Annotated in this window: 7 protein-coding genes and 1 pseudogene; 5 read left to right on the forward strand and 3 right to left on the reverse strand. The window is 68.1% G+C overall.

Going from position 1 to position 13,759, the window contains the following annotated elements; genetic code table 11:
- Positions 1–127 precede the first annotated feature (127 nt).
- The 5 genes from ACFTZA_RS13825 to ACFTZA_RS13845 all read left to right on the forward strand — a co-directional run bounded on the left by ACFTZA_RS13825 (position 128) and on the right by ACFTZA_RS13845 (position 11,302).
- Complete coding sequence (locus tag ACFTZA_RS13825) at positions 128–1,009, forward strand: hypothetical protein (protein ID WP_378195810.1); 882 nt, start codon at positions 128–130, stop codon at positions 1,007–1,009.
- On the forward strand, positions 993–2,948 hold the full coding sequence (locus ACFTZA_RS13830) for a LamG-like jellyroll fold domain-containing protein (RefSeq protein WP_378195813.1): 1,956 nt from the start codon (positions 993–995) through the stop codon (positions 2,946–2,948). Before ACFTZA_RS13825 ends, ACFTZA_RS13830 begins: the two co-directional genes overlap by 17 nt.
- Before the next feature lie 3 nt (positions 2,949–2,951).
- On the forward strand, positions 2,952–9,185 hold the full coding sequence (locus ACFTZA_RS13835) for an RHS repeat domain-containing protein (protein ID WP_378195816.1): 6,234 nt from the start codon (positions 2,952–2,954) through the stop codon (positions 9,183–9,185).
- 25 nt (positions 9,186–9,210) lie between these two features.
- Positions 9,211–9,612, forward strand: coding sequence for a hypothetical protein (locus ACFTZA_RS13840; protein WP_378195818.1), 402 nt, complete (start codon positions 9,211–9,213; stop codon positions 9,610–9,612).
- Positions 9,613–10,031: 419 nt separating this feature from the next.
- Positions 10,032–11,302 (forward strand): IS3 family transposase gene (locus ACFTZA_RS13845; protein ID WP_378195821.1). Its coding sequence is split into 2 segments (ribosomal slippage): positions 10,032–10,305 and positions 10,305–11,302, totalling 1,272 coding nucleotides; the frame shifts between segments, so codons are not numbered across the junction.
- Positions 11,303–11,361: 59 nt separating this feature from the next.
- On the opposite strand, the pseudogene ACFTZA_RS13850 reads toward ACFTZA_RS13845, so the two are convergent.
- From ACFTZA_RS13850 to ACFTZA_RS13860, 3 genes and pseudogenes are all read right to left on the reverse strand, one after another.
- Positions 11,362–12,613, reverse strand: a pseudogene (locus ACFTZA_RS13850) (IS3 family transposase).
- A gap of 48 nt (positions 12,614–12,661) precedes the next feature.
- Positions 12,662–12,901 (reverse strand): transposase, encoded by a 240-nt coding sequence (locus tag ACFTZA_RS13855; protein WP_378195824.1) that lies wholly within the window; start codon positions 12,899–12,901, stop codon positions 12,662–12,664.
- A 155-nt stretch (positions 12,902–13,056) separates the two neighbouring features.
- Positions 13,057–13,692: a TetR/AcrR family transcriptional regulator gene (locus ACFTZA_RS13860; RefSeq protein ID WP_378195827.1), complete on the reverse strand. Its 636-nt coding sequence runs from the start codon at positions 13,690–13,692 to the stop codon at positions 13,057–13,059.
- Positions 13,693–13,759: the final 67 nt, after the last annotated feature.

Consider the following 13,759-nt stretch of genomic DNA (forward strand, 5'->3'; position numbering starts at 1 on the left):
GAAGCGGTGACTCGTGGCGAGCCGTTCTGACTTTGCACGCCCATGGTGGTTCTCCGGTGTGACAGCCTGTACCGGCGCGGCCCTTGTCGTGGCCGGGGCGGTACCGGCTGCGGCAGGTGACGCGGAGATGCAGACTGACGTCGAGGAAGTCTGCGCAGAGCAGGCCGCCGACGCGTCGACGGCAGTGCGCGTCGCAGAGACGTGCGACGTCGAGGTCGAGGTCGTCTCGGAGCGCACGCCGTGGGACACGGTGTTCGCGACGCCGGACGGTTTGACGCGTGTGGAGACGTCGGCGACGGCGGTGCGTACGGACGTCAATGGTGCCTGGGAGCAGATCGACACCACCGTCGTCGAGAGTGCGGCGGGGTTGGAAGTCGTGGCGCCCACGTTCGAGATGCGGTTCTCGGACGGGACGGACCCGGCGGAACCGTTGGCGCGGATCGTCAAGGACGGTCATGAGCTGACGTTCGACGTGCCGTTCGAGCTCACCGACCCGGCGGTGGACGGGGCGCAGGTCACGTATCCCGAGGTGCTGGAGGACGTCGATCTGATCGTGACCGTCGACGAGGACGGCACGGGGTTCTCCGAGGTGCTGCGCGTGGCTACGCCCGAAGCCGCGGCGAATCCGGAGCTCGCGCAGCTGTCCTTCCCCGTGACCACCAGCGAGGGGCTGTCGGTGTCCTCGCACGACGGCGGGTTCGAGGCGTCAGACGCCGCGGGGGACAAGGTATTCACCTCGCCGACGCCGTTGATGTGGGACTCGGCCACGCCCACGTCGTCGGCCCCGCCGTCCGGTGGGCTCAGCCCTCTCTCGGCCTTCCGCTCGCTGGCCGGCACGACCGCTTCGGCCGAACACGCGGCCGTGGCAGGTGAGGTCACGGCGGCGGACCGGGCAGCCGCTCCGTTGGTGAGCGATGACGTCGCGCCGATGCCTGCGACCGTGGGATCACAACCAGGGCCGAGGCTCGGTCACCATCACGCCAGATCAGGCGATGCTGGACGACCCTGACACCACATGGCCCGTCTTCATCGACCCCAGCGTCTCCGGCAGCCGCAACGCCTGGACCCTGATTCGCTCAGCTGTGCCGAACACCGTGGCCGGCTACAAGTTCTCGGGTAGTGCGGGACTCGGATTGTGCGATCCAGGGGCGACCTCGGCGTGCACACGGTCCAATGATGTTCACCGCCTGGTCTGGCACTTCTACGGGCTGGACGTGATCGGGAGCATGGGGCCGCTCGACATCGCCTCAGCGACATTCACCGTCTTTGGTGAGCACTCCTGGAGTTGTTCGCCGACCGGCGTTCAGGCGTACGCCACGGGACCCGTCACGTCGGCGACGACGTGGAACAACCATGTCTCAAGCTGGGGCACATGGATCACCTCGCAGAACCTGGCTCACCGGGAGTCCTGCGGGAACCGGCGCGATGTCGAGTTCAACGTTATCGAGGGAGCCAAGCTCCAAGCACGTGAGGACTGGAGGACACTCGCGATCGGACTCAAAGCATCGAACGAGGGCTCGATGGCCGGGAGTTGGAAGCGGTACCGCGGCGATGCCCGGCTGTCCGTGACGTATAACAGGGCGCCGAACGCGCCGCTGGGCATGAGCACTTCCGACCCGGTGTCGAAGTGCGTCATGGGGCCTGAGCGTCCGTTCATCAGGTCCACCACGCCGACACTGCGGGTGACGTTGTCCGACCCCGACGGAGGGACGATCCGCGGGAACTTCGACGTGCACCGGCTCTCGGACTATGCACTCGTGTTCCGCCAGTCGACAACGACCTATTTGGCATCGGGCGGCACACATGCGATGCCTGTCCCCTCTGGAAGACTCGTGGATGGCACGACCTATCGTTGGGTCGCGTCCGGAACAGACCAGAACGGACGTTCCGAACATCCTGGCTTCTGCGAGTTCACGGTAGACGTGACTCGTCCAGCTCGGCCCGTGGTGAGCTCGTCGGTCTTCCCGGACGGGGTGCCGGGTGCGGATGTGGGGACGGCGGGGTCGTTCTCGTTCGGGCCTGGTGGTTCGTCGGACGTGGTGGCGTACAAGTACTCGTTCGGTTCGGACGCGTTGGACAGGACGGCGTCGGTCGCGTTGGGCGGGTCGACGACGGTGTCGTTCACCCCGACGAGCGTGGTGCCGGTGACGCTGTCCGTGCAGTCGGTGGACCGGGCGGGCAACACCAGCGACCGGGTGGACTACCTGATCCGCCCGTCGGTGCCGGCGAAGGTTGGGTACTGGTCGTTGGACGAAGGGTCGGGTTCGGTCGCCGGTGACCAGCCAGGCGCAGGCATGACCCCGCACCCGTTGACGGTGTCCGGTGGTGCGTCGTGGGTGCCCGGCGCAGGTGTCGAATTCGACCCGGGCTCACCGGACAAGGGCTTGTCGTTCGACGGTTCCACGGCGGCGGCTACATCGAGCGGGCCGGTCGTGGCCACGGACAAGACGTTCGCGGTGAACGCGATGGTGCGCACCGACGTCGTGGACGGTCAGCCGCGAACGGCGGTGAGTCAGGACGGGCAGCACGCGTCACGGTTCGGCCTGGGCGTCAGCACGGGAGACGAGTGCCCCGCAGAGGCGGGCTTGTCGTGCTGGGCGTTCTGGCTCAATGGCGAGGACGCGTCGGCTCCGGCGCGGGTGGTGTCGGCGTCGGCCGTTCCCGTGGTCGCGGACCAGTGGGTTTCGCTGACCGGTGTCTACGACGCCACGACCGGCACGGCACAGCTGTGGGTGTGCCGGCCCCTGCAGTTCGAAGAGCCTGCTCCGGCCGGTGCCGTGAGTGCCGGAACGCCCTGGGTGGCGACGGGCGCCTTCGCCCTCGGGCAAGCACAAGCCGCCGGCCAGCCCACCCAGCGCTGGGACGGTGTGGTCTCCAGCGTGCGGGCCTACGCCTCCGTACCCACCGACGAGCAGCGCTACCGCGACTGCAATCCCCTCGGGAGCTGACCCGTGAAGATCTCGACGACGAGGAAGGCTCGAATGTCCGCGAGAAGGGGAGGGCGGCTGCGCGCGGCCGTTGCGGCGTCGGTGGGTTCGGCGCTGGTCGTGACGTTGCTCGTCGCGCCGCCTGCGGCGGGGGAGGACGAGCTCGCCGAGCGGGAATCGTGGACGCTGGAGGAGCGTGCCGCCCACGGCCAGCAGGTGGCTCCCACGGTGGATCAGGAAGCCCCGATCCCAGCCGAGGAGTCTTCGCTGCGTGCACGAGTCGGCGCGGCCTCTCGCCAGGAGGCCGTGTCCGTCGGCGCGAAGCTGCCGGGAGCGGACCGGGCCCGCGTCGATCTTGGGCGCTCAACCGCGAAGCCGGTCGAGGTCGGTGGGCTCGACGTCGCTCTCTCCGTGACGGAAACGCGGAACGCGGGCGACGGCGAGGTGCTCGTGGAGTCGGCGGGTGCTGAGGCAGCCGCCGCGGTCGGTCTGACCGGGACGGTGCTCGAGCTCGAGGACGCCGATGGTGGCCCGCTCGGGGAGCAGGTCGAGGTCGAGGTTGACTTCACTGAGGTCGGCGGTGCGTTCGGTGGGGACTGGGCGTCGCGGGCGCGGTTCGTCGAGCTGCCTGAATGCGCGTTGACCGACCCCGACGCAGCACGATGCCAGCGGACGACTGAGCTGGAGACGGTGAACACTGGCCGGGCAGCCACCACGACGCTGGCGGCTGGATCGAGCGGCGTGGTCGCCTTGGCCGCCGCACCGACCGGGCCGACCGGGGACTGGACGGCGACGCCCCTCGCCGCGTCGGCGACCTGGCAGGTGTCGGAGCAGACGGGTGACTTCGCCTGGTCCTACCCGTTGCGCGTGCCGCCGGTCGGCGGCGGGCTCGAGCCGGCGCTGGCGATCTCCTACAACTCTGGATCCCTGGACGGGCGGGTCGCATCGACCAACAACCAGTCCTCGTGGATCGGGGACGGCTGGGACCTGGCCACCGGGTTCGTGGAGCGCAAGTACGCCGCGTGCACCGACGACCAGAGCGGCGGAGCCAACAACGCGACCCGGGACACCGGGGACCTGTGCTGGAAGTCGGACAACGCGACGTTGATGCTCAGCGGCAGCGCGACCGAGCTCATCAAGGACGCGGCCACCGGGACGTGGAGGCCCAAGCGTGACGACGGGACGAAGGTCGAGAAGCTCACCGGCGCGTGGAACTCTGGGCAGGCAGGGGAGCACTGGAAGGTCACGACCCCGGACGGCACGCAGTACTTCTTCGGCCGTGACAAGCGGTCCGCTACGGACACCCTCGCACTGAACTCGGCGTGGACAGTCCCCGTCTACGGCAACCATCCCGGGGAGCCGTGCTACGAGGCGGCGTTCGCTGACTCCTCTTGCAACCAGGTGTGGCGGTGGAACCTCGACTACGTCATCGACACCTCCGGGAACTCGCTGACGTACGTGTACGCCAAGGAGACGAACTCCTACGGGCGCAACCTCGGCCAGGCGGTCTCGTCCTACGTGCGCGGGGGCCACCTCTCGCGCATCGAGTACGGCACGCGCGCCGGCGCTGAGGCCGGCGTCACGGCGCCGGGGCGTGTGGACCTCACCGTCGCGGAGCGGTGCGTGCAGACGAGCACGTTCGCGTGCGCTCCCGGAGATCTGACCACTGCCAACGCGGCGAAGTGGCCCGACGTGCCGTTCGACCTCATCTGCACCTCGGCGACCTCGTGCCCGGGAAAGTTCTCCCCGTCGTTCTTCACGCGCAAACGGCTGACGACGGTGACGACCAAGGTCCTGACCGGCGCGGCGTACCGCAGCGTCGACTCCTGGACGCTTGGACATCAGTTCCCCGACCCCGGCGACGGGACCAACAAGGTCCTGTGGCTGGCGTCGATCGAGCACACGGGCCTGGCGGGAAGCACTGCTGTGGCGCTGCCGAAGGTCACGTTCCTCGGCACGCAGATGGCCAACCGTGTCGACACCCTCGGCGATCTCGGCCCGGCGATGAACCGACTCCGGGTCCACGGCATCAACACCGAGTCCGGGGCGACGATCAGCGTCAACTACAGCCCACAGGACTGCAGCACCACGAGCCTGCCCGCCAGCCCGGAGTCCAACACGCGTCGGTGCTTCCCGGTGTACTGGGACCCGGAAGGCTCGATCGGGCTGACGATGGAGTACTTCCACAAATACGTCGTCACGTCGGTCGCGGCCGACGGGCGCGACGGAGAATCGCGGGCCACGGAGACGCACTACTCCTATGTCGGGGACGGAGCATGGCACTACGACGACAACGAGCTCGTCCCCGCCAAGTACCGCACCTGGGGTCAGTGGCGCGGATACGCGACAGTCGACGTCCTGACCGGTGCTCCGAGCGGCGACCAGCCGCAGCTGAAGACCCGCTACCGGTACTTCCGTGGCATGCACGGAGACCGCGCGAACCCGGCGGGCGGGACCAAGACCAGCGCCGTCGACGGCATCACCGACCACGACCAGTTCAACGGGTTCGCCCGCGAAGAGATTACGTACGACCGCTCCACGGTCGTGGCGACCACCCGCAGCACGCCGTGGCGCTCGGCTGCCACGGCGACCGCAGCGGACGGCACGACTGCACACCGCACGGGCATCAGCGCCTCCGAGACCGACACCACCGCCCCGGCGCTACCGGGCGGCAAGCGCACCACCCGGGTCACGACGACGTTCGACGCCTACGGCATGGCTTCCCAGGTGGAGGACCTCGGCGACATCGCCACCGCGGCCGACGACCAGTGCACCCGGATCACCTACGCGCGCAACACCGCGGCGAACATCCTTGGCGCTGTGTCGCGCAGCGAGACCGTCGGGGTCAACTGCGCCACCACGCCTACCCGCCCAGGCCACGTCATCAGCGACGAACGGTACGCCTACGACGGCGCAGCTGTAGGCACCGCCCCGACCAAGGGGCTCGTCACCAGGACCGAGCAGGTCAAGGCCTACACGGGTGCGACCCCGAGCTACCTGACGACGGCCACGACGACGTACGACGCACTCGGGCGGCCCACCAAGGTCACCGATGCGCTCGGACGCGCCAGCACCACCGCCTACACCCCGGCCGGTGCAGGTGCGGTTACCAAGACCGTCACCACGAGCCCGGACCCGGACGGCACTGGGCCCTTGACGGCGCACGTCACCACGACTGAGCTCGACCCGGCATGGGGCGCCACGACCAAGGTCACCGACCCCAACGGCAAGGTTACGCAAGGCACCTTCGACGCCCTCGGGCGGCTCACCGCCGTCTGGCTGCCCGGGCGGGCCACGTCCAAGAGCGCGAACACGACCTACGCGTACACCGTCTCCACGACCGACCCGAACGCCGTGGTCACCAAGACGCTGATGCAGGACGGAACCAGCTACCGGACCACCACCGCTCTGTACGACGGGCTGCTGCGCGCCCGCCAGACCCAGGTGCCGTCCGCCGACCGGGACACGCCGGGCCGTGTTGTCACCGACACGATCTACGACTCCCGTGGCCTGGTCACACGGTCGAACGCGCCGTGGTTCACCGCCGGTGACCCTGCCACCACGACGGTCGTGCCGACGTCCGCGGTGCCGGGGCGCACCCTGACCGAGTACGACGGCGCGGGGCGCATCACCGCGGAGATCCTCCAGGTCCACGAGCAGGAACGCTGGCGAACCACCACCACGTATGGCGGCGACCGCGTCAGCGTCGACCCGCCCACCGGCGGCACCCCGACCACGACCGTCAGTGACGCCCGCGGCCAGACCACCGCGCTGCGCCAGTACACCGGCCCTAGCCCAAGCGGCAACCACCAGGACACCACCTACACGTGGGACAAGGCCGGGCGGCTCGCCAAGGTCACCGACCCCGCTGGCAACGCCTGGACCTACGGCTACGACCTCCTGGGTCGCCAGACGTCGGCTTCGGACCCGGACAAGGGCGCAACGTCCTCGACCTTCGACGACGCCGGCCAGCAGCTCACGTCCACCGACGCCCGCGGGATCACCCTCGCCACCGTCTACGACAACCTCGGCCGCAAGACACAGCTGCGCGAGGGCACTGCGACCGGTGCACTGCGTGCCTCGTGGACCTACGACACGCTCGCCAAGGGACAGCTCACCGCGTCCACTCGCCACGATGGTGCCAACGCCTACACCACCGCCGTCACGGGGTACGACGACGGATACCGCCCCCTCGGCCAGTCGGTCACTCTCCCCACCGCCGAAAGGGAACTCGCGGGGACGTACACCACCGGCTACACGTACACCGCGAATGGGCAGTTGAAGACGACCAGGCTTCCCGCGGCGGGGAACTTGTCCGCTGAGACCCAGGGCATCGTCTACGACTCCTTGTCCCTGCCGAACCGGCTGTCGACCGGGATGGTGATCGTCGCGAGCACCCAGTACTCGCCGTATGGCGAGGTCCAGGCGCAGGACCTCGGCGCGCTGTACGGCACCTTCCTCAATTACACCTACGAGCACGGCACCCGTCGTCCCGCGACCCTGAAGGTCTCGCGGGAGAACGTCGCCAATCTCGACGTCGACCTGGCCTACACCTACGACGACGCCGGCAACATCACCAGCATCTCCGACCGTCCCGCGGGCAACTCGACCGACACCCAGTGCTTCACCTACGACGGCCTGCGCCGCCTGACCGAGGCATGGACACCGAATTCTGCTGACTGTGCTGCCAGCGGGCGCACGGTCGCCAACCTCGAGGGTGCCGCGCCGTACTGGACCAGCTACACGCACGACCTCGTCGGGAACCGCACGAGCACGACGCAGCACACCACCGCTGCTGACACCACCAGCACATACGCCTACCCGGCTGCCGGTTCTGCTCGTCCGCACGCCGTCACCGAGGTCAGCACGGCGGGGACCGATGCCGCGGTCAGCAGCTACGACTATGACGCCGCGGGCAATACCACGACGCGTCACGTCGCGGGCGAGAGCCCGCAGGCGCTGACCTGGGACGCCGAGGGCAAGCTCGACACGATCACCGAGAACGCCGAGGTTGCGGGGGAGTACCTCTACACCGCAGACGGCGACCGTCTCATCCGCCGCGAGAACGGCACCACCACCGCCTACTTGCCCGGCGGACAGGAACTGGCTCTCACCGGCTCCACGGTCACAGCGGCGCGCTACTACACGTTCAACGGCACGACTGTCGCCGTCCGTACGGGAAGCGACACCGCCAGCACCCAGACGCTGATCAATGACCACCACGGCACCGCACAGCTGGCCGTGCGTAACAGCGATCAGCAGACCACGCGCCGCTACCAGGACCCGTACGGCAATCCGCGCGGACAAGAGGACCCCTGGGTCGACGACAAGGGGTTCCTCGGTAAGCCCACCGACACCACGGGCCTCACCCACGTCGGAGCCCGGTACTACGACCCCCAGATCGGCCGGTTCATCACCGTCGACCCGATCATGGACCTGAAGGACCCCCAGCAGTGGCAGGCATACAGCTATTCGAATAACAATCCAACCACATGGTCCGATCCAACCGGGCTCAAGCCCTATATTATTGATGGTGGGGCGGCGGGCGGCTATGTAGCGCCTAACGGTACGACGAGAGCTTCCGATAAGGTCAAGATCGCAAGAGCGGCGAAGTTCTTCCGGCAGAACACCGCCGACCCCATTGCCGGAGTGAAGCGCGAGTCCACATACCCTCAGTCTCGCAATGGGACTCCTCAGTGGAAGACGAATGCAGACAGTGTTTGGGAGCCTCCCTCCTACTCGCCTCAAACGTGGGTTCCCAGCAGTGTCGGCCCGAGTGAGGGATCCGGAGGGCCGTCATTCGGCGCATCGTTGCACCGGAACCTACTGACCGCTCAGGGCATAGAGCGCTGGAGCGGGCACGGCGCTACCGCCACTGGCTTCGTTGCACTCGGTGGAGTTGCGCTACAAGGCGCGGGTGTTGCACTCGGGGGCACGTGCCTGGCTTCAATCGGCTCGACGTGCCCAGTAACGGCGCCCACGGGCGTAGCTCTGATAGTCAATGGAGCGAGGATTACAGCGACGTTCGGGTGGATGTCAACTGGTCTATCGCTCGTCAACGCCGCGGCCAATTATCGGCTTGGAGACAACGACGCGGCATTGCGCTCACTAGCAAGTGCTGGGGTTGGAGCGGCGACGAACGGTGCAGGTACGGGTGCGACCGCGCTAGCCAACATGGCGGGGCGTGATTTGCCGTACCTGAACACCGTTATGATCGAGACGACGGGTTGGATTATCGGGACGGGAGTGGGCTCGTGACGCGGAGTATCGGATGGCGGGGGCCATGATGAAGAACGACGGGGGCGCCTTGGGGGCCACGCGGCGCATGGAAGAGGGTCGAGAAGAGCTCAAACGCGTGCGGAGGGTCGGGTGGGTCGGCAACTTCTTGCTTGCCATTGCGATCGTCGTCGTTGGCGCAATCTTCGACTCCCCGGAGGGGGCGGTAATCGGATACTGGGCGGGCGTGCCCGGCGGAATCGTGACGTTCAGGGCCATAATCAATCGATGGCCTCGGTTGAGAGGGACGCCAGGTGGCGGGCCGGCCTCTTGGGTAGCGGTGCTCATATTCTCACTTGTTGCGGTGACGGCCGTTGCTTTCACGCTCGAAACGATCGCGGTGCTGGTCGTGGGTATCGCAGTGTGGCTGGCTCAGTACGGTGTTGCGAGTTCGACAGCTCGCAGTTGAGCGCATGGGGCCTGACCCGCTTTCCCGGACACCTTGACCAACCTCTGAGGCCTGGACAGCTAGGGCTTGTTTCGGAAGTCCGTTCCGCACGGTGTGTCTGATTCGCCATGATCTGGGGTTGTGGCGCGTGGTGATCTGAGTGATACGGCGTGGGCGGTGCTGGAGCCGTTGTTGCCGGTGGCGTCGCGTGGGCGGCCGGCGCGGTTTCCTGCGGCGTCGGGGCTGCTGCACGAATCTGTGACATCTCAGATCGCTTGCTCGTCGAGCAGGCTGGAAGGATGTTGCTGTGCCCAAGCCCTATCCCCGTGAGTTTCGTGAGGACGTCGTCAGGGTTGCCCGGAACTGAACCGCCCCGGGTTCTGAGTCACCCTGAACCGTCACGGGTTCTCTGCCGCTTCCTTGTGATGAAGGATGGCGAGATGCCGAAGAAGTATGACCCCGAGGTCAAGGCTCGGGCGGTGCGGATGGTGCGTGAGCACGTGGCGGACTACGGGTCGGTGACGGCGGCGTCGGTCGCGGTCGGTGCCCAGCTCGGGATCGCGCGGGAGTCGTTGCGCAGGTGGGTCGCGCAGGCCGACGTCGATGACGGCGCCCGGTCCGGGGTCACGACGGCGGAGTCGGAGGAGATCCGCCGGCTGCGGGCGGAGAACAAGCGTCTGGCGGAGGCGAACGCGATTCTGCGTGCGGCCTCGATTTTCTTCGCGGGAGAGCTCGACTCCCGCGGCCGCTGATCATGGGGTTCATCGACCAGATGAGACTCCAGGGCTTCGCGGTCGAGTCGATCTGTGCCGTCCTGCGTGAGCAGGGCGTGCAGGTCGCCGCGAGGACCTACCGGTCCTGGTCGGCGGCACCAGTGTCGGCCCGGACCCTCAGTGATGCGGTCGTGGTCGACGCGATCCGTTCGCTGCGCACCGACGTCCACGGGCGCCCGTCCCCGGAGTCGTTGTACGGGCGCCGGAAGATGACCGCGCTGCTGCGTCGCCGGGGCCTGGTCGTGGCGCACTGCACCGTGGACCGCTTGATGCGTGCGCACGGGTGGAACGGGCTGCGACGCGGCCGGGCGCACCGCACCACGATCCCGGCCAAGGACGGGGTGCGGGCCGGCGACCTGCTCAACCGCGACTTCCACGCCGGCGCGCCGAACCGGGTCTGGGTGGCCGACTTCACCTATGTGCGCACCTGGGCCGGGTTCGTCTACGTCGCGTTCGTCGTCGACGTGTTCGCCCAGCGCATCGTTGGGTGGCACGCGATGAGCACCCGCCCGACCGACCTCGTCCTGGTCCCGCTGCGGATGGCGTGCTGGGCCCGTGACCAGCAGCAGCACCCGATCGTGGCGGGCGAACTCACGGCACACTCGGACGCCGGGTCTCAATACGTGTCCGTGCGCTACACCGAGCACCTGGCACTGCAGGGCATCGCCGCGTCGATCGGCACCGTCGGGGATGCGTACGACAACTGTCTGATGGAGTCGATCATCGGGCTGTTCAAGAACGAGTGCATCAAGCCCGGCCCGTTCACGACCGGCCCTTTGAAGAACCTGACCGACGTCGAGATGGCGACCATGGCTTGGGTCGACTGGTGGAACCACCGCCGACTGCACTCCAGCCTCGCGATGCTCACCCCGACCGAGGCCGAAGCAGCACACTACGCTACGAACCCTGCCCTCCGACCGGAGCCGCAGCCAGCATGAAGACGGCACGAAACCCGTGACGGTTCACCCCGGCGTGTCCGGGGACTGGGTTTCGTGCGTCAAGCCGCGCCGGCTTGGCGTTGATGGTGACTGTAGTAGGCCGCTTCGGCTTCGACCGGGGTGAGGTCGTCGATCGATCCGTGGGTGCGCTCGGTATTTGAACCAGTGGACCCAGTCCAGGGTGGCGGCTTCGACGTCGTCGAGGCCCTTCCAGGGGCCTTCGGGGGCGGATGAGCTCGGTCTTGTAGAGCCCGATCTGGGACTCGGCCAGGGCGTTGTCGTACGCGTCCCCGACGGACCCGACCGATGCGTCGATGCCGTGGTCGATGAGACGGTCGGTGAACGCGATCGAGGTGTACTGGCTGCCGGCGTCTGTGTGGTGGACCAGCCCGGACAGGTCGACTACGCCCTCGGTGCGCCGGGTCCACAGCGCCATCTCCAGGCAGTCCAGCACCAGGCTGGTCCGCATCGAGGTCGCTGCCCGCCAGCCCAGGATCCGGCGGGAGTGGACGTCGAACACGAACGCGACGTAGACCATGCCCGACCAGGTCGGGACGTAGGTGAAGTCCGCGACCCACAACGTGTTGGGCGCCAGGGCGGCGAAGTGCCGGTCGACCAGATCGGCTGCACGGACCGCCGACGGCCCCGGTGACCTCACACGTCGGGCCTTGCCCCGCACCACCCCGGTGACGCAGAGCTCGCCCATGAGACGCTCCACGGTGCACCGGGCGATGTCGTGCCCGTCCCTGCGCAGTCTCAGCCACAGCTTCCCGGCGCCCAGGACCCGGCGCTCGGACCACGCCTCAAACACGACCTTGCGCAGCCGTTTGTCACGCACCGCCCGGCGCGAGGGGGCACGGCCTCGAGCCTCGTAGTACGTGGACGGGGCGATCTGGATGCCCTGCTCGCGCAGGACAGCGATGATCGGCTCGACTCCCCAACGCAGACCACCCACGGCGTGATCCTTGTGCGCCTCGATGAACGCCACTACCTGGTCTGTGGCCGGTCGAGCTCGGCCGCGAAGAAAGCCGATGCCGTTTTCAAGATCTCGTTCGCCCGCCGCAGCTCGGCGTTCTCGCGCCGCAACCGCTTGATCTCCGCCGACTCCTCGGACGTGATCCCGGGGCGTTGGCCGGCGTCGACCTGCCCGCGGCGCACCCACTGCCGCAGCGTCTCAGCCGAACCGATCCCGAGTTTGCGCGCGACCTCACGGATCGCCTCGTACTCCGTGCCGTAGTTCGGTCGCACCTCGGCGACCATCCGCACCGCACGCTCCCGCATCTCCGGCGGGTACTTCGAGGGACGTGCCATGACCTTCATCCTTCCAAGGAATCAGGTCCCCGGACACGCCGGGGTGACTCAAATCGCCAGCTCGGTCTCCAGTTCGGCGATCCGCTTCTTCGCGACGGTCAGCTCGGCCCTCTCACTGCTGGTCAGTCCACGCTCGAGGTCCTTGTCGATGCGCTCCTGGCGGCGCCAGGCGTAGATCGTCTGGTCGCTGATCTCCAAATCGCGAGCCACGTCCGCGACCTTGCGACCCGTCTCGCGCAGGTCCAACACCCCGCGTCGGAACTCCGGCGGATACCCACGACGTCCCACGAGGCCCCTCCTCCAGGGTCAGGTGCACAAGCATTCAGCAATCCGACTCCACGGCACATGGGACACACCATGAGCGCCGGGCTCGGCCTCTGTGATCGCGTACCGCGGCTTGAGGGTAGGCATGGCATCGGAAGTAGACACCTGAGTGCTCGGTGTTACGCCTCGTCGGGCGTCCCGATGTGCCGCATCGCAACGATTTCGCGAACGAGTGCGAGCAGATCGTCCACGTCATCGCTCGGCCGGGGCGCGCGGAAGGCGACCGCGTCCTTCTGTACGGCGCCCGACGTCGGGCCGTCACCGGTGCCGGCGCTGGCCGCGAGCGGGGACCCGCTCAGCGCGGCGTGCGCGTACAGGCCGTCGCTGATGAGCACGACGGCGCGCGCGACGATGGGGTCGCCGACCTCGTCGAGGACCGTGCGAGTCCAGGCGTCGTGCGCGGCGTCGAGCGCGGCGCGCGCGTGCGGGTACGCGCCTTGCGCGAGGCGCGTGACGGCGAGGTAGACGAGCTCGAACTCGCTGTCCACGACCGTCGACGTGCGCAGCAGGTAGTCGACCGGACCGGCGGGCGCTGCTCGCATCGCCTCGACGTCGGCGTCCGTGAGCTCGTGCAGGTGCTCCATCAGCCCGTCGACGAGCGCGTCCCGCGACCCGAAGTGGTAGAGCAGCCCGCCCTTCGACACCCCGGCCCGCTCGGCGACGGCCTCGATCGTCGCGGCCCGCTCACCGTTCTCGACGAGCAGCGCGGCGAACGCGTGCAGCACCTTGGCGCGGGCGGCGGGGGGTGGCGGCATGGCTTCGAGGGTAGTGGGCTCGTCGCGACGTGGATGGCGACGGACGGGCGGTGCGCGATGTCACAGC

It is taken from the genome of Cellulosimicrobium sp. NPDC057127 (assembly GCF_042670945.1).
Classification (GTDB): Bacteria; Actinomycetota; Actinomycetes; order Actinomycetales; family Cellulomonadaceae; genus Cellulosimicrobium.

Coding starts and splice junctions, on each gene's coding strand:
- ACFTZA_RS13840 (WP_378195818.1), top strand. CDS start 9,211: ATGATGAAGAACGACGGGGGCGCCTTGGGGGCCACGCGGCGCATGGAA.
- ACFTZA_RS13825 (WP_378195810.1), top strand. CDS start 128: ATGCAGACTGACGTCGAGGAAGTCTGCGCAGAGCAGGCCGCCGACGCG.
- ACFTZA_RS13860 (WP_378195827.1), bottom strand. CDS start 13,692: ATGCCGCCACCCCCCGCCGCCCGCGCCAAGGTGCTGCACGCGTTCGCC.
- ACFTZA_RS13830 (WP_378195813.1), top strand. CDS start 993: ATGCTGGACGACCCTGACACCACATGGCCCGTCTTCATCGACCCCAGC.